General features: G+C 73.2%; 14 protein-coding genes. 8 read left to right on the top strand and 6 right to left on the bottom strand.

The features are described from left to right. Positions 1 to 23: 23 nt before the first annotated feature. Positions 24 to 497, bottom strand: coding sequence for a hypothetical protein (locus tag B1H19_RS17220; protein WP_083105572.1), 474 nt, complete (start codon positions 495 to 497; stop codon positions 24 to 26). Further along, positions 457 to 1,746, bottom strand: coding sequence for a helix-turn-helix domain-containing protein (locus B1H19_RS17215; RefSeq protein WP_237289355.1), 1,290 nt, complete (start codon positions 1,744 to 1,746; stop codon positions 457 to 459). Before B1H19_RS17215 ends, B1H19_RS17220 begins: the two co-directional genes overlap by 41 nt. Positions 1,747 to 1,885: 139 nt before the next feature. Between B1H19_RS17215 and B1H19_RS17210 the strand changes: the two genes are divergently transcribed. Together B1H19_RS17210 and B1H19_RS17205 are read left to right on the top strand one after the other, a co-directional pair. Beyond that, complete coding sequence (locus B1H19_RS17210) at positions 1,886 to 2,941, top strand: LCP family protein (RefSeq protein ID WP_083105571.1); 1,056 nt, start codon at positions 1,886 to 1,888, stop codon at positions 2,939 to 2,941. Positions 2,942 to 3,018: 77 nt separating this feature from the next. Beyond that, on the top strand, positions 3,019 to 4,281 hold the full coding sequence (locus tag B1H19_RS17205; RefSeq protein ID WP_159028063.1) for a coiled-coil domain-containing protein: 1,263 nt from the start codon (positions 3,019 to 3,021) through the stop codon (positions 4,279 to 4,281). Positions 4,282 to 4,304: 23 nt separating this feature from the next. Here B1H19_RS17205 and B1H19_RS17200 read toward each other — a convergent pair whose 3' ends face one another. Further along, positions 4,305 to 5,933, bottom strand: coding sequence for an MFS transporter (locus tag B1H19_RS17200; protein ID WP_472573297.1), 1,629 nt, complete (start codon positions 5,931 to 5,933; stop codon positions 4,305 to 4,307). A gap of 321 nt (positions 5,934 to 6,254) precedes the next feature. Between B1H19_RS17200 and mfd the strand changes: the two genes are divergently transcribed. Then, on the top strand, positions 6,255 to 9,791 hold the full coding sequence (mfd, locus tag B1H19_RS17195) for a transcription-repair coupling factor (RefSeq protein ID WP_083105569.1): 3,537 nt from the start codon (positions 6,255 to 6,257) through the stop codon (positions 9,789 to 9,791). A 58-nt stretch (positions 9,792 to 9,849) separates the two neighbouring features. Here the strand turns inward: mfd and B1H19_RS17190 are convergent, their stop codons facing one another. Next, entirely contained in the window at positions 9,850 to 11,352 is a 1,503-nt protein-coding gene (locus B1H19_RS17190; protein ID WP_083105568.1) for a DUF2079 domain-containing protein, read from the bottom strand. A gap of 217 nt (positions 11,353 to 11,569) precedes the next feature. Beyond that, positions 11,570 to 12,325 (bottom strand): DUF4190 domain-containing protein, encoded by a 756-nt coding sequence (locus B1H19_RS17185; RefSeq protein ID WP_083105567.1) that lies wholly within the window; start codon positions 12,323 to 12,325, stop codon positions 11,570 to 11,572. A gap of 285 nt (positions 12,326 to 12,610) precedes the next feature. Here B1H19_RS17185 and B1H19_RS17180 point away from each other — a divergent pair, with 285 nt between their 5' ends. The 5 genes from B1H19_RS17180 to B1H19_RS40465 all read left to right on the top strand — a co-directional run bounded on the left by B1H19_RS17180 (position 12,611) and on the right by B1H19_RS40465 (position 20,540). Further along, the gene (locus B1H19_RS17180; protein WP_083109705.1) at positions 12,611 to 14,713 is read left to right on the top strand and encodes an N-6 DNA methylase; all 2,103 of its coding nucleotides are present in this window, start codon (positions 12,611 to 12,613) and stop codon (positions 14,711 to 14,713) included. Between the two features lie 293 nt (positions 14,714 to 15,006). After that, positions 15,007 to 16,749 carry a serine/threonine-protein kinase gene (locus B1H19_RS17175; protein WP_083105566.1) on the top strand — a complete coding sequence of 581 codons (1,743 nt, stop codon included), beginning with the start codon at positions 15,007 to 15,009 and terminating at the stop codon, positions 16,747 to 16,749. A gap of 200 nt (positions 16,750 to 16,949) precedes the next feature. Then, entirely contained in the window at positions 16,950 to 17,588 is a 639-nt protein-coding gene (locus B1H19_RS17170; RefSeq protein WP_083105565.1) for a SurA N-terminal domain-containing protein, read from the top strand. A gap of 108 nt (positions 17,589 to 17,696) precedes the next feature. Continuing rightward, the gene (locus B1H19_RS17165; protein ID WP_083105564.1) at positions 17,697 to 18,713 is read left to right on the top strand and encodes a nucleoside triphosphate pyrophosphohydrolase; all 1,017 of its coding nucleotides are present in this window, start codon (positions 17,697 to 17,699) and stop codon (positions 18,711 to 18,713) included. Positions 18,714 to 18,743: 30 nt separating this feature from the next. After that, positions 18,744 to 20,540 carry a tetratricopeptide repeat protein gene (locus B1H19_RS40465; protein ID WP_261340966.1) on the top strand — a complete coding sequence of 599 codons (1,797 nt, stop codon included), beginning with the start codon at positions 18,744 to 18,746 and terminating at the stop codon, positions 20,538 to 20,540. On the opposite strand, the gene B1H19_RS17155 is transcribed toward B1H19_RS40465, so the two are convergent. After that, complete coding sequence (locus B1H19_RS17155) at positions 20,530 to 21,855, bottom strand: MFS transporter (RefSeq protein ID WP_083105563.1); 1,326 nt, start codon at positions 21,853 to 21,855, stop codon at positions 20,530 to 20,532. The two genes, B1H19_RS40465 and B1H19_RS17155, sit on opposite strands and share 11 nt — an antisense overlap. Between the last annotated feature and the right edge of the window lie 112 nt (positions 21,856 to 21,967).

Raw genomic sequence — 21,967 nt, 5'->3', positions numbered from 1 at the left:
TACGGGTCGCCGCCGCGCACAGGTCAGCGGGTGGCTCCTTCCGGCCACAGGACACGTACCGGGACACCGTTCCTCTCGGCATAGGCCACCACGTCAGCCGTCCCGCCGTACCCCCAAGCGGGCTTTCCGTCCCACACGGCGATGAGCTCATCGGCCAGGCCGACGAGGCTTTCGGAACCTGCCATGTGCGCGGCGGAGTCGGAGTCCTTGAGCCCGGTCTCGTGGATATCCGCCGCGTGCCGCATCAGCTCGTCGTAGACGGGGCGATGCCACTCGGGCAGCCCCTGGCGGTATGCGGCTGCCGGGACGACGACCTCAAGGCGTCCGCCGTGGATCAGCACGGCTTCGGCGAACCAGGCGTCGGGGCCGTCCGCGATGCACGAGACGCCGACCAGGTCGGTGGGGTCGTAGGCGCGGACGGCATCGTCGAGGAGCTGGCGCACCTGGCGCTCCACTTCAGCGCTCAGTCCGCGGTGGCCGGTGATCCCTACGTGCATCAGATGCCCTTTCTACAGGTAGACGCCGTGCAAGCGCTCGTCGAAGCCGCTCACTACCTTCGGCGGTGCGGCGGTGGTGAGTGACCGGCGCACGTGCCCGTTCCACGATCCGGCCGGAACGGTATTGAAGCCCCGTATCCAGCGCGCGCCCGGCGAGCGCAAATGCGACTTCAACCCTTCCGCCGGCGAGATGCCCGGCCGCGATGTCCAGGACCAGGAGTGCGCGTTGTTTCACGTGTCCGGTCGCGAGGGCTTCGACGTCGTCCGAGAGGACCCATTCCGGCAGGCCGAGACGGGCACCACAGGTGACCCGGCACGCCGCTACCTTCTCCGGATCGAACGTGAACACCCATGGCCACGGCGGCGGCTCCGCCGGCAATGCCTCCGCCGCCGCCCGGCTTGCGGTCAGTGCCCGGTCAGCAGCTCGCCGGTCACCGCCTGCCGCGTGCGCGAGGGCCTCGACGGAGAAAAGCCACGCATCGGCCACGGCCGGACACCCGGCGCCCAGTGCCCGCCGGGCCTTCCGGGTGAGGTTGAGGGCCTGCACCGCGTTCCCGGCGTGGGCCTCGAACTGGGCGAGACTGCTCGCCTGGTAGGCGGTCAGGAGCGGGTCACCGGCCGAGCGGGCAGCCTTGATCGCGGAGCCGTACCAGGTGCGGGCCGACCCGTTGTCGCCCATGTCCCAGGCGAGCCACCCAGCGAGGCTGGCGGCCTCACTTCCGACGGTGGCGAGACGGGCGCGCTCGGCCTCACCGGGGGCGCCCCGGGTGATGCTCTGGATCAGCCGTATGTGGGCATGCACGGACTCGGTGAGGTCGCGGGACGGAGTCGCGCCGTCAAGCCTGCGAAACGCCATGGTGGACAGTCGCAGCGCGGCGGCCTGACCCCCGGCCGCGTTCGCCGTACCGGGCAGCGTCGGCAGTACGGGAGCCGCCGCCGTGGCGGCGACTTTGCCGAGGAACTTTCGTCGGTCCACGTCGTCACCGTTCAACCGACCCTGTGGGCGGCGGTTGTCCGAGAGTCCCACCAGGCCCGGCGGAATCCCGAGGTGTGCGGACGCCGCTGCCAGGAGGTGCGTGCTGTATGCGCTCGTGCCGCGCTTCTCCAGACGGGAGACAGCGGACTGAGACAGGCCGAGCGCCTCGCCCAGCTGCGTCTGGGTCATTCGCCCCTGCTGGGCAAGTTCGATGACCTTGCCGTAGTCCCCGGCCCGGGATGCCTCTTGGATTGCTGCTGTCTGGAAGTTCACGACGCCCCCACGCTAAGAGCTTCTGCGGTCCGAGCACCTACTCGTACGCGCTGAGCAGACCGCGCACGCGGGTCCCGTCGCGCAGCTGCCCCGGCCCGCTCGACCTGCGCCACGCCCCCGTCGCCCTCACCATGCCTATATGGCACACATAGGGCAGCCGTCCTCACCGCCCTCGCCGTCCTCCGTCGCCGTCTATCGGGCCGGGCGTGGGCCGCGGGGGCGGCGGCGGGGACGGTGTTCGTGGCGGCGGTGGATTCTCGCGGTGCTGGTGGCGCTGGTGGTGCTGGCAGTGGCGGGCGGGGTGGCGCTGTACGGATGGGCGGCGGAGCGCGTACGGCATGTGGGCGCGCTGGCGGACTACCCCGGGCGCCCGCCCGCGGGCAAGGGGACGAACTGGCTGCTGGTCGGCTCCGACAGCCGCGCCGCGCTGTCACCCGAGCAGCGCAAGGACCTGCATGTGGGCAATGACGCGGTCCGCAACACCGACACGATCATGGTGCTGCACTCCGGCCGGCACGGCCCGTATCTGGTCAGTCTGCCGCGCGACAGCTACGTACGGGTGCCCGGGCGCGGCCGGGCGAAGATCAACTCGGCGTATGCGCAGGGTGGGCCGCGGCTGTTGACGCGTACGGTCGAACAGGCGACGGGGCTGCGCATCGACCGCTATGCCGAGGTGAGCTTCCTGGGCGTGGTGCGGCTGGTGGACGCGCTGGGCCGGGTGCGGCTGTGTCTGGAGCGGCCGCTGCGCGATGCGCACTCCGGGGCCGATTTCGCGGCGGGCTGCCACCGGATGGACGGGCGGCAGGCGCTGGCGTTCGTACGGGCCCGCTATGCGGACCCGCAGGGTGACCTCGGACGGGTGAAGCGGCAGCGGCAGCTGATCGGGGCGGTGGCGGAGGAGATGCTGGCGCCCGGAGTGTTGCTCGATCCGTCCCGGCTGCTGCCGGTCACCGGTGCCGGGCTCTCCGCGCTCGCCGTCGACAACGCTTCGGGAACGCCCGAACTGCTGGCCATGGCTTGGTCGATGAAGAAGGTCGCCCAGGGCGGCGGCGCGGCGGTCACCGTCCCGGTGGCGGCTCCCGGCGTGGCGATGGGCGCCGCCGGCGACGTCCTGCTCTGGAACACGAACGGCGCAAACCGCCTGTTCGGCGCTTTGCGCGCCGACGTCGCTATTCCGACTTCTGGCACCGATTGACGCATCCTTGTGTGGGAGAGGGGTGAAGTGTCGCGATAGGGCGGCTTCGGGCCGATCCAGAAAAGGGGCTTTGAGGGATGAGTGCTTCGGTTTCGCCGCACGGGTTCGAGACCGTACGAGGACGCGGCTATCGGCCGGAGGACGTCGACCGGCGGGTGGAAGAGGTCTCGATAGACCGTGACGCGCACTGGGAGCGGGCCGCGCGGCTGACCGTGCTCTGCAACGAGATGGACGCGGAGCTGGCGGAACTCCAGGAGCAGGTGGCCAAGCTGCCGCCGCAGAACTTCGAGGGCCTGGGCGAGCAGGCCCGGCTGCTCCTGACGACCGCTCAGTCGGAGGCGGACCGGCTGAAGGCCGAGGCGGAATCGGCAGGGGAGCGGATCCGCGACGAGGCGATGGCCTACGCCGACCGGCTCCGCGACCAGGAGCAGACGGCGGCGAGGGAGCTGCGGGCCGAGGCGGAGGAGTACGCGCGGCGCACCGAGGAGGCCGCGCGGAAACTGGCCGCCGAACTGGCCGCCGAGGCGGCCCAGGACGCCGAGCAGTGGCGCGCCGAGGCGGCCGCGGTGCTCACCGAGATGCGCCGGCGCACCGAGCAGATGTGGCACGAGGAGGAGAACCGGCAGGCCGAGGAGTGGGACCTGGCCGGGCGCGAACTGGCGAAGCTGGAGGCCGAGACGGCCCACCGGGTCGCCGAACTGGACGCCCGCTGCGAGGCCAAGCTCACCGAACGGCGCCGCGCCCACGCCCGGGTGGAGGAGGCCGCCCGCCACACCGAGGAGGAAGCTGCCGACCGCGCCGCCGAGATCCTGGCCGAGGCCAAGGTGGAGGCCGACCGGATCGAGCGCGACACGGCCCGGCTGCTGCGCGAACACGAGGAGGAACGCACCGAGGTCCGGGCCCATATGGCGCATGTCCGCAACAGCCTGGCGGCGCTGACGGGCAAGGACCCGGACGCGCTCGACGAGGACGACGACGCGGGCGAGGGCGAACCGGCGGCGCAGGCGCAGGAGCAGTTGCAGAGGCCCACGGAGCCGCAGCCGCAGGGCCGGTCGCGGGCGGAGAAGGTCACGGAGCCGGAGCCGGAGGCGGCGGGGGAGCCCGGGAGCCGGGACGGTGCGGGGGACGGGCGCGAACCCGACGGCCGGGACGCCGAGGGCCGCGGACCGGGCGAGGGTGGCCTCGGCGACGGTGGCGCTGCCGACCGGCAGTCCGGCAGCGGCGATCCCGGCAATGGCGACCCCGACAACGAGGACACCCTGGAGACCGAGCTGCCCCGCCTGGAGACGGAGCCGGACACGGATCCGGACACGGAGGAGGTGCCCCGCGTGGAGGGCTGAACAGGGACGGGGCCCCGCCGCCGTCACACCTCCACGCCGCCCGCCCTGCTCCCGCGGTCCCCACCGTCCTCCTCGCCCCCGTCCCCGCCGTCCCGCTCCTGCTGCGTCCGCGCATCCGCATGCACCGGGAAGCAGCGCGGCGCCAGCGCGACGAGCGCGAGGAGGGCGAGGACGGCGGCCGCGGCGGCGCCGAGGTAGACGTGGCCGACGGTGGTGGCGACGGCGCGACGCAGGTAGTCGGCGGCGTCGGTGGTGAGCGTGCCGGCCTTTTGCAGGGCGCGCGAGACGGCGTCCAGGTCGTGCGGCAGACCGGGCCGGATGGCGGCCGGGGCGTCGGCGAGGCTCTCGCTCAGCCCGGCGTTGGCGACGGCGCCGAAGAGGGTCGCGCCCAGGGACTGGCCGACCTGGCGGCAGAAGAGGATGGAGGCGGTGGCGGTGCCGCGTTCGCCGTAGCCGACGGAGGACTGGACGCCGAAGATCAGCGGCAGCTGGAAGAGGCCGAGGGCCGCGCCGAGCGCCAGCATCAGCAGCGCGGGCTGCCAGGCGGCGCCCGGATACGGCAGCAGGGGGAAGGCGGCCAGGACCAGCGCGGCCGCGCCGATGCCCACCAGGGCGCAGTTGCGGATGCCGATCCGGTTGTAGACGTGGCTGCTGAAGGCGGCCGAGACCGGCCAGCTGACGATCATCACGGAGAGCACGAAGCCAGCGGCGGTCGGGCCCAGGCCGAGCACCGCCTGGGCGTAGGTGGGCAGGAAGACGGTGGGGGCGACCATCAGCAGGCCCAGCGCGCCGAGGCCGAGGTTGACCGCGCGGATGGTGGGGCGGCGCCAGACCCAGCCGGGGATGATCGGCTCGGCGGCGCGCCGTTCGATCACCACCGTCGCCGCCGCGCACACCGCCGCGCCCGCGAAGAGCAGCAGCGACGGCGCCGAGAGCCAGGGCCAGGCGACGCCGCCCTGGACGAGTCCGGTCAGCAGCAGCCCGCCGCTGGCGAAGATGGCGAGCGCGCCGGGCCAGTCGACGCGCAGGCGGCTCGTACGGGCCGGGCGTGCGGGCTCGCGGAAGTAGTGGACGATCAGCCACACGGCGAGCGCCCCCACCGGAACGTTGACCAGGAAGATCCACCGCCACCCGGCATACGCGGCGAGCAGCCCGCCCAGCGCGGGCCCGGCGACCGCGGAGCCGGCCCACACCGAGGAGAGCCGGGCCTGGATCCTGGGGCGCTCCTTCATCGGATAGAGGTCGGCGGCGATCGTCTGGACGGTGCCCTGGAGGGCGCCGCCGCCCAGGCCCTGGAGCACCCTGAAGGCGATCAGGGAGGCCATGTCCCAGGCCCCGGCGCAGGCCAGCGACCCGGCGACGAAGAGCACGATGCCGGTGATCAGGATGGGCTTGCGGCCGAAGGTGTCGGAGAGCTTGCCGTAGACGGGGAGGGTGACGGTGACGGCCAGCAGATAGCCGGCGAAGAGCCAGGAGAAGACCGCGAAGCCGCCGAGGTCGCCGACGATCTGCGGGACGGCGGTGGCGATGATCGTGGAGTCGAGGGCGGCCAGCGCCATGGCCAGCATCAGGGCGGCGACGACGGGCCCGCGCCGGGGTCCGGGGGCGCCGCCCGTGGCTATGTCCGTATCGTGCTCGTCCCGCCTCGTGATGCCTGCCACCGGGCCCCCGCCTCTCCTCGGTCTTCACAGGGCATTGTGTGTACGCCACACCCTTCCATGCGGGACCGGTGGGCGGAACGGGGATTCTCGCTCTGTGGACGGCGGGGGCCGGGCCCAGGGCTCGGGCGGCCGCTTGTCGGTGGGCGGGCGTATCGTGGCAACCCCGGCCCGTTGGGCCCCTTTGCGCCGCAAAGGGAGCGTCGGGCCGCTCGCGTTGCACGCTGTTCGCTGCGCGGGGTTCTCCGGTGATCGCGCACCATCGCGGTTCCGGTGGTCCGCTCGCGCCTCGCCTCCTGGGACGGAAGCCTTTTCATGAGCCTGACTGGTCTGCTCGACGCCGTCGTACGGGACCCGGCGCTCGCCGAAGCGGTGGGGGCCGCGGCCGACGGCCACCGGCCGCATGTGGACCTGGTGGGGCCGCCGGCCGCCCGCCCCTTCGCGGTGGCGGCCCTGGCCCGCGAGGCCGGCCGCCCGGTGCTCGCGGTCACCGCCACCGGGCGCGAGGCCGAGGACCTGGCGGCCGCCCTGCGCTCCCTGCTGCCGCCCGACGGTGTGGTCGAGTACCCGTCGTGGGAGACGCTGCCGCACGAGCGGCTCTCGCCGCGTTCGGACACCGTCGGCCGCCGTCTGGCGGTGCTGCGCCGCCTCGCCCATCCACAGCCGGACGACCCGACCGCCGGCCCCGTCTCGGTGGTCGTCGCGCCGATCCGCTCCGTACTCCAGCCGCAGGTCAAGGGGCTGGGCGACCTGGAGCCGGTGAGTCTGCGCACGGGGCGGTCCGCCGACCTGGAGGAGGTCGTCGACGGGCTGGCGGCGGCCGCGTATGCGCGCGTCGAACTGGTCGAGAAGCGCGGCGAGTTCGCGGTCCGCGGCGGCATCCTGGACGTCTTCCCGCCCACCGAGGAGCATCCGCTGCGGGTGGAGTTCTGGGGCGACGACATCGAGGAGATCCGCTACTTCAAGGTCGCCGACCAGCGCTCGCTGGAGGTGGCCGAGCACGGTCTGTGGGCGCCGCCGTGCCGCGAGCTGCTGCTGACCGGCGAGGTGCGGCGGCGGGCCGCGGCGCTCGCCGAGGCCCACCCGGAGCTGGGCGAACTCCTCGGCAAGATCGCCGAGGGGATCGCGGTGGAGGGCATGGAGTCCCTCGCCCCGGTGCTGGTCGACGACATGGAGCTGCTGCTGGACGTGCTGCCCGAGGGCTCCATGGCGGTGGTCTGCGACCCCGAGCGGGTGCGCACCCGCGCCGCGGACCTGGTGGCGACCAGCCAGGAGTTCCTCCAGGCCAGCTGGGCCGCCAGCGCGGGCGGCGGAGAGGCGCCGATCGACGTCGGCGCGGCCTCGCTGTGGGGCATCGCGGACGTCCGCGACCGGGCCCGTGAGCTGGGCATGATGTGGTGGTCGGTGAGCCCGTTCGCCGCGGACGAGGCCCTGTCGCCCGACGGCGACACCCTCAAGCTGGGCATGCACGCCCCCGAGACCTACCGCGGCGACACCCAGCGCGCCCTGGCCGACACCAAGCAGTGGCTCGCCGACGGCTGGCGCACGGTCTTCCTCACCGAGGCGCACGGCCCCGCCGCCCGTACGGCCGAGGTCCTCGGCGGCGAGGGCATCCCCGCCCGCCTCGACGCCGACCTGCCCGAGATCTCGCCGTCCCTCGTCCACGTCGCCTGCGGCTCGATCGACAACGGCTTCATCGATCCGGCCCTCAAACTGGCCGTCCTGACCGAAACCGACCTCTCCGGCCAGAAGGCGGCCGGCAAGGACGCGGCCCGGATGCCGGCCCGCCGCCGCAAGACGATCGATCCGCTGACCCTCCAGGCCGGCGACTTCATCGTCCACGAGCAGCACGGCGTCGGCCGCTACCTCGAAATGGTGCAGCGCACGGTCCAGGGCGCCACCCGCGAATACCTCCTGGTCGAATACGCCCCCGCCAAGCGCGGCCAGCCCGGCGACCGCCTCTACATCCCCACCGACCAGCTGGAGCAGGTCACCAAGTACGTGGGCGGCGAGGCCCCGACCCTGCACCGCCTGGGCGGCGCCGACTGGACCAAGACCAAGGCACGCGCCAAGAAGGCCGTCAAGGAGATCGCGGCGGACCTGATCAAGCTCTACTCCGCGCGCATGGCGGCCCCCGGCCACACCTTCGGCCCGGACACCCCCTGGCAGCGCGAGCTGGAGGACGCCTTCCCGTACGCGGAGACGCCCGACCAGCTCACCACCATCGCCGAGGTCAAGGAGGACATGGAGAAGTCGGTCCCGATGGACCGTCTGATCTGCGGCGACGTCGGCTACGGCAAGACCGAGATCGCGGTCCGCGCCGCCTTCAAGGCCGTCCAGGACGGCAAGCAGGTCGCCGTCCTGGTGCCCACCACCCTCCTCGTCCAGCAGCACTACGGCACCTTCACCGAGCGCTACGGCCAGTTCCCGGTCAATGTGCGGGCGCTGTCGCGCTTCCAGACCGACACCGAGGCCAAGGCGACGCTGGAGGGCCTGCGCGAGGGCTCGGTCGACCTCGTCATCGGCACCCACCGCCTGTTCTCCTCCGAGACCAAGTTCAAGGACCTGGGCCTGGTCATCGTCGACGAGGAGCAGCGCTTCGGCGTCGAGCACAAGGAGCAGCTCAAGAAACTGCGCGCGAACGTCGACGTCCTGACGATGTCGGCGACCCCCATCCCCCGTACGCTCGAAATGGCGGTGACGGGCATCCGCGAGATGTCCACCATCACCACCCCGCCCGAGGAGCGCCACCCGGTCCTGACCTTCGTCGGCCCCTACGAGCAGAAGCAGATCGGCGCCGCCATCCGCCGTGAACTCCTGCGCGAGGGCCAGGTCTTCTACATCCACAACCGTGTCGAGTCCATCGACCGCGCCGCCGCCCGGCTGCGCGAGATCGTGCCCGAGGCCCGGATCCAGACCGCGCACGGACAGATGGGCGAGGCCCAGCTGGAGCAGGTCGTCGTCGACTTCTGGGAGAAGAAGTTCGACGTCTTGGTCTCCACCACGATCGTGGAATCGGGCATCGACATCTCCAACGCCAACACCCTGATCGTCGAGCGCGGCGACAACTTCGGTCTCTCCCAGCTCCACCAGCTGCGCGGCCGCGTCGGCCGGGGCCGCGACCGCGGCTACGCCTACTTCCTCTACCCGCCCGAGAAGCCGCTGACCGAAACCGCCCACGAGCGGCTGGCGACCATCGCCCAGCACACCGAGATGGGCGCCGGAATGTACGTCGCCATGAAGGACCTGGAGATCCGCGGCGCCGGAAACCTCCTCGGCGGCGAACAGTCCGGCCATATCGCGGGCGTCGGCTTCGACCTGTACGTACGGATGGTGGGCGAGGCGGTCGCCGACTACCGCGCGTCCCTGGAGGGCGGCGTGGAGGAGGAGCCGCCGCTCGAAGTCAAGATCGAACTCCCCGTCGACGCGCACGTCCCGCACGACTACGCCCCCGGCGAGCGGCTGCGCCTCCAGGCGTACCGCGCGATCGCCTCCGCCGCCACGGAGGAGGACATCGCCGCCGTCCGCGAGGAACTGACCGACCGCTACGGCAAGCTGCCCGAGCCGGTCGAGAACCTCCTGCTGGTCGCCGGTCTGCGGATGCTGGCCCGCGCCTGCGGCATCAGCGACATCACCCTCCAGGGCTCCAACATCCGCTTCGGACCAGTCGAGTTGCGCGAATCCCAGGAGCTGCGCCTGAAGCGGCTGTATCCCCGTTCGGTCCTCAAACCGGCCACCGGGCAGGTGCTGGTGCCGCGCCCGGCCACCGGCAAGATCGGCGGCAAGCCGCTGGTGGGGCGGGAACTGCTCGCCTGGGTGGGGGAGTTCCTCACGACGATCCTGGGGTCGTAGGCAGCGCCTGCGCGCCGGGCCCTGGATCAACCGGGGTCCGGTGCGCGGCCGTACGCCGTCACCGCGCCGATGTGCGCCGGAAGACGAGCAGGCCCCCGGAGTCCCCCAGGAGGGTGTAGGTGGATCGCGGGTGCCGGGCGGCCGCGTCGGCGAGGGCCTGGCGCGGGCTGCGGTCGGCGGGGCGTTGCTGGGCTATGTAGTCGGGGGACAGGCCGCGGGTGTCGCCGCTCCAGAACACCCGGGTACGGCCGGTCAGCCGGGACAGCGGGCGGATGTCGGACTCCACCGTCGCACCGTCGGGTATCCGCGCCAACAGCCGTTCGGCGGCGGGCACATCGGGCGGTATGCGGTAGGTGGTGGCCTCGGACAGGCGCGACAGCGGCAGCGTGGTGGTCAGCGCCAGCGCGCAGGCCAGCGCGGCGGTCGGCAGATGGTGGGCGTAGGAGCGCAGCCAGGGGCGTGCGGAGACCAGGGCCCGCGGCAGGGCGTCGACCAGGGCGAGGAAGACCACCGGCATCAGGATGGCGTTGTAGTGCCAGTCGATGCCCCAGTAGTGCGGATCGTGCGAGAGGAACCGCCAGCCGAGGGTCGGCGCGGCGGCCAGCAGAAGGGGGGAGCGCAGGGCCAGCAGCCCGGTGGTGGGCAGCAGCACCCACAGCGTCGTGCGCACCGCGACATCGAGGGGGATGGCGGGGTCCGCGCCGCCGTCGGAGCCGAGCTTGTTCCAGTAGTCGTACGAGCCGGAGCCGTTGAAGGCGGGGATGAGCACGCCGAGGGTGAGCGCGGTGGCGGTGAGGCCGAAGACCACCAGCGCGATGGGCAGCGGGCCGGCTCGCCGCGTACGGATCAGCACGATCGCGCCGATGGCCGCGGCGGTGACCCCCAGGTCCTCCTTGACCAGCACCAGCGGCGCGGCCCAGCACACCGCCGCGGTCCAGCGCCCGCGCAGCACCGCCTCCAGGGCGAAGGCGATCAGCGGCAGCGCGAAGGCTATTTCGTGGAAGTCGAAGTCCACGGCCTTCTGCACACCCCAGGACGTGCCGTACGCGATGCCGAGCGCCAGCCCCGGCAGGCGCCCCAGATGGCGGGCGGCGGCGCGGGTCACCGGGAGCACCGACACCGCGAACAGTGCGGCCTGCGCCAGCAGCAGGGTCAGCGACGAGGGGAAGAGGCGGTAGAAGGGGGCGAGCACGATCAGTACGGGGCTGAAGTGGTCGCCGAGGATATTGGTGCCCGGCCCCTTGAGATCGACTGTCGGCGCACGGAAGTGGGCGTAGCCCCGTATCGCCTGCTCGAAAATGCCGAGATCCCAGGACGAGTTGGACATCGTACGGAAGCGGCACACCGCCAGCACGGCGAAGGCGACGAAGAAGAGCGCGGCGGCCCAGTACGGGTCCAGACGCGGCGCGCGCAGCGGTGCGCTGCGCTCGCGCAGGCGGCGGGCGGCGCGGCGTAGCGGGCCGGGGGCGGGATGCGGGGTGCCGGCGGGCGCGGGGCCGGTGGCGGCGGCCTGGGGCAGGGGGCCGCCCGCGCCCGCGGCCGTTGCTGCGGCCGTGTCCATGGGGGGTCCTCACTCTCAATTTCCGAAAAGATACTCGAAGCCGCGAACCGGACCGGCCCGAGCGCCCGCCCCTGGCTCCGCCCGGTGAAGAGAGCGCCGGGATACCCGCCGTGATACCCATCGCCCGCCGCGAACAACGGCCTCGTACACAGGCCATCGGCCCGGAACCGCGCGATGCGGTTCCGGGCCGACGGCCTTACGGGCGGAGGTTTCGGCTTCAGAGCGCCAGCTTCCAGTTCGCCGGGTCGAGCATGAGGTCCGGCGTGATCTTGAGCTCGAGTTCCTTGGCGGTCGGCGGTGCGTCGAAGACCATCTCCACGCTGGAGGACTCGTTCGGGCTGAGCGTCTTCTCGAAGTCGTGGTGGAGGATGCCGTGCTTGTCGTCGCCGACCTCCTCGGACTTCTTCCCGTCCGCCTCCGCGTCGGTCGTCATCAGCGGGTTGGTGTAGTCCTTGCTGCCCGTGTTCTTGATCGTGACGGTGACCTTCCACGCCTTGTTGCCGTTGGTGTGGCCGTCGATGAGGGTGCTCGGGTTGATCGTGTACGGGCTCGGCTTCGAAACGGTCACCTGGAGGCCGTTGTTGTACTTCGCGGCGTCGCCCGCCTTGAGGTCCTTGACGGAGTTGCTGCTGCCGGTCTGCTGCTTGATCTCGTCGGTGGCGCTCTTGACGATCAGCACGGACACGATCACGCCGATGATCGCCAGGACGATCGCCAGGGCGCCCAGGACCGTACCGGTGATCGCCACGCCCTTGTTGGTGGCCTGGCCCCTCTTGACGCGGCCGGCGCCCACGATGCCGAAGATCAGGGCCAGCAGGCCGAGCGGCCCGGCCAGCCAGAACAGGAACATCGGGAGGCCGCTGAGGAATCCGATGATGCCGAGCACCAGGGCGGCGACACCCAGGCCGTTACGCGCGGCCTGCGGGGCCGGCGCGCCCATCGGGGCCTGCTGGTAGTTCATCTGATGAGACATGGCGGGAGGGGCCCCTTCCGGGCGCTGAATCGAGTTCCGCTGAAGTGCTGGGTCAATAACAACAGAGACTGTGAATCGAGTCAACACGAGTTCACGACACTTTGAGGTTCACGACGTGAAGGGGTCGATCAAGCCGTGCTGGGTATGCTGCTGACACAGTGGTCACCACGCATCGGGACGGGAGCCAGCCAGGTGCCGGACATCGCACAGCCGGACAACGCGACGGACGACGCCGCGGCCCTCGGCGTCCCCTCCGGGGGGCCCGGTACGGACCGGCCCACCGAGGTGACCGCCGCCGGCATCGCCCGGCTGGCCGGGGTCGGCCGCGCCGCCGTCAGCAACTGGCGCCGCCGGCACGCCGACTTCCCCAAGCCCGTCGGCGGCACCGAGACCAGCCCCGCCTTCGCCCTCCGCGACGTCGAACAATGGCTGCGCGACCAGGGCAAACTCGCCGAGGTGCCGCTGCGTGAACGGGTCTGGCAGCAGCTCGTCGGCCATCCCGCCGGCGCCGCGAGCGCGCTCCGTCAGGCCGGCGCCGTCCTCCTCCTCGTACGCGACCGGCCCGCGGCCTGGAAGCAGCTGCGCGGCGCCTCCCAGGACGCCGATCTGACCGGCGTCCTGCCCGCGATGCTCGACTCCGTCCTGGCCGCCCGCCTCGGCGACGGCCACCCCGTCGGCGGACTGACCCGCGAGGCGCTCGCCCCCTCCGCCGCCCTGGTCCGCGCCACCGCCGACCTCGCCGCCCTGGATGGCGCCCCCGAGGCGTACGAGTTCCTGCTCGGCCGCCACCTGGACGCCAATCCGCGCCAGTACACCCTCACCCCGCCGGGGCCGGCCGCTCTGATGGCCGAACTCGCCGCCCTGGACGGCCCGTTGGGCTCCGTGCTCGATCCGGCCTGCGGCGTCGGCGGCCTGCTGACCGCCGCCCAGGAACGCGCCGCCGGGCAGCCGGACGCGCCCCCGCCCGCCCTGCACGGCCAGGAGGCCGACCCCGACCTCGCCGCGCTCACCGCCCTCCGCCTCGCGCTGCGCCTGCCCGACGCACAGGTCCGCGTACGGGCCGGCGACACCCTGCGCGCCGACGCGTTCGGCGAACTGGCCGCCGACGCCGTCCTCGTCCACCCGCCGTTCAACGAACGCAACTGGGGCCACGACGAACTGGCCTACGACCCCCGCTGGGAATACGGCTTCCCGGCCCGTACGGAGTCCGAACTGGCCTGGGTCCAGCACGCGTTGGCCCGGCTGCGCCCCGGCGGCACCGCCGTCCTCCTCATGCCGCCCGCCGCCGCCTCCCGCCGCTCCGGCCGCCGGATCCGCGCCGATCTGCTGCGCCGCGGCGCCCTGCGCGCCGTCATCGCCCTGCCTGCCGGCGCCGCCCCGCCCAACGGCATCCCGCTGCACCTGTGGTTGCTGCGCAAGCCCGACGGCGCCACCCGGCCCGCCCCCCACCTCCTCGTCGTGGACACCGCAGGCCCGGCCGCCGGCGGCTCCGCCGGCCCGTCCGGCCCCTCCGGCCGCGACAAGCTCGACTGGGGGACCGTCCGCGCCACCGCCGTCGACGCCTGGCAGCTCTTCGTCCGCGACGGCGGCGTCGAGGAACTGCCCGGCGTACGGCGGTCGCTGGCCGCCATCGACCTCCTCGGCGACGACGTCGACCTCGCCCCCGCCCGCCACCTCCCGCCGCCCGCCGCGGCCGGCGGCCCCGCCGAACTGGCCCGCGTCCGCGACCGGCTGACCGACACCCTGGCCCGCACCACCGAGATCACCCCCCGCCCCGCCCCCCGGGCCACCGCCACCGCACCGGCCCGCTGGCCGCTGACCACCCTCGGCGAACTCGCCCGCACCGGCGCCCTGGTACTGCGCGCCGGCGGCCCCGGCACCTCGGCCCCCGGCGCACCCCTCGCCGTCCTCACCGACCACGACGTCATCGGCGCCACCGCCCCCTCGGGCACCCTCCCGGAAACCTCGCCCGCCACCCCCGCCGAGGAACCGGTCCTCGTCCGCCAGGGCGACGTCGTCGTCCCCGTCCTGGGCGGCGGCGCCATCGCCCGCGTCATCGACGAGGCCACCGCCGGCGCCGCCCTCGGCCGCAACCTCACCCTGCTGCGCCCCGACCCGGCCGCCCTCGACCCCTGGTTCCTCGCCGGCTTCCTGCGCGGCACCGCCAACACCCGCCAGGCCAGCAGCTACGCCTCCACCGCCACCCGTCTCGACGTCCGCCGCCTCCAGCTGCCCCGCCTCCCGCTCGCCGAACAGCGCCGCTACGGCAAGCACTTCCGCGACCTGGCCACCTTCGAGGAGGCCCTGCGCCTCGCCTCCCGCCTGGGCGAACAGCTGGTGCAGGGGATGTACGACGGCTTCACGGAGGGGTCGCTGGCGCCGGAGTGAGGGCCTGGGCTCCCGAGGCGGCGGGGTGGTGGAGCGCCGGCGGGCCTCCCGATTCCGCACATCCCGGGACGTGGCGCGGCCGTCGTATATACCCTCGCAGGTCTCGGGCGTCACTGGTACGCGTCACCGGTACGGGTAACCGGTGCGCGTCACCGACCACTGAACAGCGACCGCGCCCGCCGTATGCGCGCCCGCGTGCCCGCCCGTACGCGCGCCCGCCGATCCACTGATCCACCAGGAGCAGCAATGCACGGCCCCGCCCCGAGCGACGACCTCCGCCGGCAGGACCAGCGGTGAACGGCCGGGTCATCGCCGATCGCTACGAGCTGTCCGTCCTGCTCGGCCAGGGCGGAATGGGCCAGGTCTGGATCGGCTACGACCGCCGCCTGGACCGTCGGGTCGGCGTCAAACTGCTGCGCCCGGACCGGGTGGCGGGCACCCCGGACGGCGAGGAGATGCGCCGCCGCTTCGTCCGCGAATGCCGCGTCACCGCCCAGGTCGACCACCCCGGACTGGTCACCGTCCACGACGCGGGCAGCGACGGCGAGGACCTCTTCCTCGTCATGCAGTACGTCGAGGGCGCCGACCTCTCCGACCACCTCGCCGAACACGACCCGTACCCCTGGCAGTGGGCGGCCAGCGCCGCCGCCCAGCTCTGCGCCGTCCTGGCGGCCGTGCACGCCGTGCCGATCGTCCACCGCGACCTCAAACCCCGTAACGTCATGGTCCGCCCCGACGGCACCCTGGTCGTCCTCGACCTCGGCATCGCCTCCGCGCTCGACACCGACACCACCCGCCTCACCCACACCGGATCCCCCCTCGGCAGCCCGGCGTACATGGCCCCCGAACAGGCCATGGGCGGCGCGGTCGGCCCGCACACCGACCTCTACGCCCTGGGGATCCTGCTCCACGAACTCCTCAGCGGCGAGGTCCCGTTCGCCGGCTCCACCGCTCTCGGCATCCTGCACCGCCACCTGTACGAGGACCCGGTCCCGGTGCGCCGCCTGCGCCCCGACGTCCCCGAACCCCTCGAAGCCCTCGTCCTGCGCCTGCTGTGCAAGGACCCGGCCGACCGCCCCGCCGACGCCCAGGAGGTCTACCGGGCCCTGGCCCCCCTCCTCCCCACCTCCGAGTCCGGCCCACACGCCACCCACCACCCACCGACCCCCCTCGCCCCGCTGGACCCCACCCGCCCCTTCCGTCAGCCTCATGCGCCGTGGCCCGTGCGGTCGCGGCCTCTGGCCGCCCCTGGGGCGTCGGCGGCCGCCGTGGCACCGGTTCCGACGCCCGCCGTCTCCTCGCCGGGGCTTGCTCGTCCCGCCTCCGTCCCCCCTCCCGCCACCGGGACCACCCCACCGCCCCCCGACCCCCGAGCCGCCCTCGCCGGCCTCCCCGCAGCAGCCACCCCATCCCACGCACCCACCCCACCCGCCACTTCCTCCTCCGCCTCCTCCTCCGAGCCGGACCTTGCCCTCGCCGTCGACGTCGCCGCCGCCGTCGACGAGGTCAAAATCCTCCTCGACCAGGGCCGTATCACCCGCGCCGTGGACATCCTCGGCGGCGTCCTCCCGGCCGCCGAGGCCCGCCACGGCCACCACTCCCCGGTGGTCCGCACCCTCCGCAAGCAGTACGCCGCCACCCTCATGGACGACGGCCAGTACCGCCGCGCCCTCCCCGAACTCCGCCAACTGGCCGAGGAGTCGGCCAAGGAAACAGGCCCGGCCGCCACCCGCCAGGCCCTCCAGTTCCACTACGAGGCGGCCCAGTGCCTGGAACAACTCGGCGAAGTGACCCAGGCCCTCGAGGAATACCGCGCCCTCCTCCCCTACTTCGAGCGCTACCCCGACGCCCCCACCCGCCCCCTCGAAATCCGACGCTCCATAGGCCACCTGCTCCTCGCCCAAGGCGACCACACCGCCGCACAGGACTCCCTCACCCGCCTCCTCTACGACGCGGAACGCCTGCACGGCCCGCACCACCCGTTCCCGGCGGAGGTACGACGGATGCTGCATTGGCTGGGACAGGTGCGGGGGTGAGGGGGCGGGGGGACGCCATCCCGGCCTTCCCCGCCGCCGGTGGTGCGGTGCCCGTGGGGCGCTCTGCCGGTGGGCGTTCGGGAAACCCTCCGCGCACCAGATCGTTGGCCGAAGCAGTGGCCCAGGCCACGTCGACTGCTTAGCATCGACCTCGATCACGCAAGGTCGTCACTCCGTCGCACGATCTGCCGGGAGGCCAAGTGTTCCGCCGTAGGACAGCGCTCTCCGTATCCGCCACCGTCGCCCTGCTCGCCGCGACCCCGATACTGGCCGCCTGTGGCAGCGGGGTGCACCCCGGGGCCGCGGCCGTTGTGGACGGGAAGCGGATCACCGTCGCGCAGTTGCAGGCGAAGGTGAAGGATGTGCGGGAGGCACAGGGCAGGGCTCCGCAGGGCGAGCAGCTGATCATGAACACCGGGCGGCTGAGTCTGGCCACCCTCAACGGGATGATCTTCGATGAGGTGCTGGCCCGGAGCGCGAAGGACGCCGGGGTCACGGTCACCCGCAACGACATCCAGAAGTGGCGGGCGGCGGCCGAGACGCGGGCCGGGGGTGCGGAGCGGCTGAAGGCGATGTGGTTGCAGCAGGGGATCGCGCCGGACGAGATCGATGCCATGGTGCGCAATCAGCTGCTGCTGGACGGGCTCGCCAAGCATCTCGGGGCCGACCGCGGTCAGCCGGACGGGCAGCGGCAGCTGGCGCAGGCGCTGGCCAAGACGTCGCGGGCGATGGGGATCGACGTCAATCCGCGGTTCGGGAAGTGGGACGACCGGCAGGTCATCCTGGGGGAGACCAAGGAGCCGTGGATCACGTCCGGGGGCGTCAAGCAGCGGGTGTGAGCGGCAGCGGCCCCGCAGCGGCAGCGGCAGCGGCGTTCGGCCGGGGCCGGCCGGGCGTGGTCGGCGGGCGGGCCGGGCGCTGTCAGTGGCGTGGGTTACGTTCGATGCGTGAACGCTGACGCCTCTGCCACCGACACCGGCGCCGGTGCCCGCCCCGAGGGCGGCGGCACCGGACGCCTGGTCCTGCTCACCACCAGCCACCGGGTCGCCCCCGGCCTGCTGTCCTGGCCCGCGTGGCAGGTCCTGCGCGCGGCGGACCGGGTGCTGTGTGCCGATGCGGAGCATCCGCAGCTGCCGTATCTGGCCGAGGCCGGTATCGAGGCGGAGATCGCCGCCCCCGCCGCCCGTGAGCTGGTCGACTACTGCGTACCTGATGCCCGTACGGCCGTCGTCCTGACCTCCGCCGACGGGGAGAGCGCGCTGACCGACGGGCTGGCCCGGCTGGCCGGCTCGGGCCGCGAGACCATGCCCGACCTGGAGCTGCTGCCCGGTTCGTACGACCTGCCCGGCGCCCGGCTGCTCGATCTCGTCCAGGTGATGGACCGGATCCGCGCCGAGTGCCCCTGGAGCAGCATCCGTACGCACGCGGACCTCGCCAAGTACGGCCTGGAGGAGGCGTACGAAATGGTCGAGGCGATCGAGGCGGGCGACCGGGAGGAGCTGCGGGAGGAGCTGGGGGATGTGCTCCTCCAGGTCGTCTTCCACGCCCGGATCGCGCAGGACGATCCGGAGGAGCCGTTCTCGATCGACGACGTGGCGGGGACGATCGTCGAGAAGCTGCTCCACCGGCATCCGCACATCTTCGGGGAGGCCGACGCCGAGACCCCCGAGGACGTCAAGGCCCACTGGCTGCGGACCAAGGCCGAGGAGAAGCGACGGGGCTCGGTGACCGAGGGCGTGCCGCTCGGCCAGCCCGGCCTGGCGCTGGCGGCCAAGCTGGCGTCGCGGGCGCGGACGGCCGGGCTGGAGGTGCCGCTGCCGTCGGGCGAGGGCATCGGGTACGAGCTGCTGGCGCTGGCCGTACGGGCCGAGCAGGACGGGGTGGATCCGGAGGCGGCGCTGCGGGCGGCCGCTCGGGCGTATCGGGATGCGGTGATAGCGGCGGAGGGCGGGGCGGCCGGTTAGTACCGTGGGGTGAGTCGTGAAGGGGGCGCCGTGGAACAGGAGTTGCGGGAGCTGGTGGTCTCGGGGGCGAGAGCCCTGGCCGTGGCCAGGGGCACGGAGGTGTGGGACGAGGCGCGGCGGCGCCTGGCGGAACTGCAAGCAGGCGTCGCACAGCCGATGGTCGAGATGCCCTCCGGCACCGAGCGGTCACTGTCCACAAGCCTGATCATGTGGCATGTCTTCCTGGACAGCCTGCTCACGCGCCATCCAGGGGCTGAGGATGAACTCCGGTCCATCCTGGCCGAGTTACCCCCGGCGACGGGCCTGCCATCGGCCCACGACTGCCGCAGCGTCCCCGGCCACAGCGTCCTCGACGTGTCCAACACCATCGCAGGCGGCACCCAGGGCAGCGTCGTCCAGGCGTCCTCCATCGGTACGGTCACGATCCAGACTCCCCCGTACCCCCACAGCTCCCTCCCCGACCTCCAGGTCTGCCCCAAGGCCAAGGACGTGGACCTCGTCTCTCTCGGCGTGCGGCCCGCGCGTCGCGAGTCCGGCCGGGGCCCGCTGCCCCCGTACGTCACCCGGGACCGTGACGACGAACTCGCCTCGGCGATGGCGCGGGCCCGTGAGCGCGGCGGTCTGGTGCTGGTGCTCGGCGAGCCGTTCGCCGGAAAGACGCGTACGGCGCTGGAGGCGATGGCTGGGGAACTCGCCGGCTTCCGGGTGTATGCGCCGGTGCGCGGCGCGGACCTGCGCGGGCTGCCGATGCTGCTGCAAGGCCGGTCGGAACGGCATGTCGTATGGCTGGACGACCTGGACGAGCATCTCGGGGACGGCGGGCTGGAGCCGCGGCTGATCGCCCAGTTGCGCGCACTGCGGGTCGTCGTGCTCGCCACGATGCGCGATGACGCGTACGACGAGCATCGGCACACGCCGTACGGCCGCGTGCTCGACCTCGCGCACACCGTTGAGCTGGCGCGCGAGTGGAGTCCGGGGGAGCGGGCCCGGCTCGCGTCGGAGGCCGCACGCTCGGGGGATCCCCGGTTGGTCGACGCGGTCTGTTCGAGCGGCCCGGAAGGCGTCCCCGCCTACCTCGCCCTCGGCCCGTTGCTCTGGGAGGAGTGGTGGCGCGCCCGCCGGGCCGACCGGCACCCGCGCGGCCACGCCCTGGTGCGGGCCGCCCTCGATCTCGCCCGCTGCGGCCTCGATGGACCGCTGCCCATGGAACTGCTGCTCAAGGTGCACGAGGGGTACGCGGACGTGGTCGGCATGAACCGGGAGTCCGTGGCGGACGCCCGGGCGTGGGCCGTCGCGCGGCGGTACGGACTGCTGCGGCTTCTGGAGCGGGTCACGGGGGACACCTGGCGGATCGCTCCGTTCCTGCTGGAGGCCGCGGACCGGAGCGGCGATCTGCCGCCCGTGGACGGTCAGGTGTGGGGCTGCGCCCTGGAAGTGGCGCGGGCGGATGCGGCGTACGACTTCGAGGAGATCGCCGCGCAGGCCGCCGCGGCCTTCGAACGCGCCGCCGACGGCGGCAACAGCCAGGCCCTGCACAACCTCGGCGTCCTGGCACAGTCGCTCGGTGACGGCGAGGACGCCGAGCGCTGGTTCCGGCGGGCGGCGGAGGCGGGGGAGACACAGTCCGCCGGGCGGCTGGGGCGGATGCTGGCGGAGCGGGGGGAGGGGAGGGAGGCGGAGTCGTTTCTGGAGACTGCGGCCGAAGCCGGGGACGTCGGGGCGGCGGCGGTGCTGGGCACGTTGCTGCGGGACCGCGCGGAGCACTGGCTGACGGTCGCCGCCGACCGCGGCAGCGGCGAGGAGGACGACGACGCGGTCACGTTTTGACCGACCCGGCCGTGGTCTCCGGCTCCGCCTCCGTACGGGGGTCGTACGGACGCTGGCGGTGCCGCACCCGTTCCACCACCCACACGCCCACCAGGGCCACCCCCAGCCCCGCCCCCAGGACGCACACTCCACCCCAGCCACCGGCGCCCCACACCGCCGACGTCAGCGCCGAGCCCGCCGCGCCGCCCGCGAAGTAGCTCGTCATGTAGGCGGAGTTGAGGCGGTTACGGGACTCGGGGCGGACCGCGTAGACGGCGTGCTGGTTGCTGATGTGCAGCCCCTGGACGGCGAGGTCCAGGACGACCACCCCCGCCAGCAGCGCGGCCAGCGACCAGCCGCCGCCCGAGCCGCCCGCCGCCAGCAGCCCCCAGGACCCCAGCAGCAGGAATGCCGAGACGCCCGTGACCCGGTGCACCAGCCCCCGGTCCGCCAGCCGGCCCGCCACCGAGGCCGACAGCGAACCGGCCGCGCCGACCAGCCCCAGCAGCCCGATGGCCGACTCCTGCCACCCGTAGGCCGGGCCGGACATCAAGAACGCCACGGCGGTCCACAGGGTGGAGAAGCCCGCGAAGGCCAGGGCGCCGAGTGCCGCCCGCCACCGCAGGACCGGCTCCGTCGCGAACAGCGCGAGCGTGGAGCGGAGCAGCGCCGGGTAGCGCAGCCCGGCCGGGGTGCGCAGGGCGGGGAGGCGGAGCCGCAGCAGGACGGCGATCAGGAGCATCAGGGCGGCGTTGACCCAGTAGATGGTGCGCCAGCCGCTCAGTTCGGCGAGCAGCCCGGCGGCCGTACGGGCCAACAGGATGCCCAGGAGGAGGCCGGCCATGACGGTGCCGACGGTGCGGCCGCGTTCGGCGGGGGTGGACAGGGTGGCCGCGAAGGGGACGACGACCTGGGCGGCGCATGAGGTCAGACCGGTCAGTGCGGTGCCGGTGAGCAGGAGGGCGGCGTTCGGGGCGCTCGCCGTCACGGTCAGGAAGGCGGCGGTCAGCGCGCAGAGCGTGACGGCGAGCCGGCGGCGTTCCAGCAGGTCGCCGAGGGGGACGAGCAGCAGCAGGCCGAGGCCGTAGCCGGTCTGGGCGACGGTCACCACCAGGGCGGCGGTGGACGCGGACAGGTGGAGGTCGCGGCCGATGAGGTCCAGCAGCGGCTGGGCGAAGTAGTTGCCGGCGGCCGAGAGGCCAGTGGCGACGGACATGAGGAGGAGGGTGCCGCGGCCCAGCCCGGGGGTGGTGCGCGACGGGTCCTCGGCGAGCTTGGGGGCGAGGCCGTCCGGCTGCCGGGCCTCCGGTGTCTGCCGTATCGGTGTGCGTGCCATGCCAGGGCCCCTCCTCGTGCGCCCGCGGCCACCGTGGCGGCGAGCAGTCCCAGACTGGACCCGGACCCATTGATGAGTCCAACACATAGTTTTCATCTCATCAATCGTGGAC

Origin of the sequence: Streptomyces gilvosporeus, from assembly GCF_002082195.1 — a bacterium.
Lineage (GTDB): Bacteria > Actinomycetota > Actinomycetes > Streptomycetales > Streptomycetaceae > Streptomyces > Streptomyces gilvosporeus.
The sequence above is the reverse complement of the archived record's forward strand: the minus strand, read 5'-3'. Positions and strand labels throughout refer to the sequence as shown.

Coding starts and splice junctions, on each gene's coding strand:
- mfd (WP_083105569.1), top strand. CDS start 6,255: ATGAGCCTGACTGGTCTGCTCGACGCCGTCGTACGGGACCCGGCGCTC.
- B1H19_RS17210 (WP_083105571.1), top strand. CDS start 1,886: ATGGCACACATAGGGCAGCCGTCCTCACCGCCCTCGCCGTCCTCCGTC.
- B1H19_RS17185 (WP_083105567.1), bottom strand. CDS start 12,325: ATGTCTCATCAGATGAACTACCAGCAGGCCCCGATGGGCGCGCCGGCC.
- B1H19_RS17220 (WP_083105572.1), bottom strand. CDS start 497: ATGCACGTAGGGATCACCGGCCACCGCGGACTGAGCGCTGAAGTGGAG.
- B1H19_RS17205 (WP_159028063.1), top strand. CDS start 3,019: ATGAGTGCTTCGGTTTCGCCGCACGGGTTCGAGACCGTACGAGGACGC.
- B1H19_RS17155 (WP_083105563.1), bottom strand. CDS start 21,855: ATGGCACGCACACCGATACGGCAGACACCGGAGGCCCGGCAGCCGGAC.
- B1H19_RS17190 (WP_083105568.1), bottom strand. CDS start 11,352: ATGGACACGGCCGCAGCAACGGCCGCGGGCGCGGGCGGCCCCCTGCCC.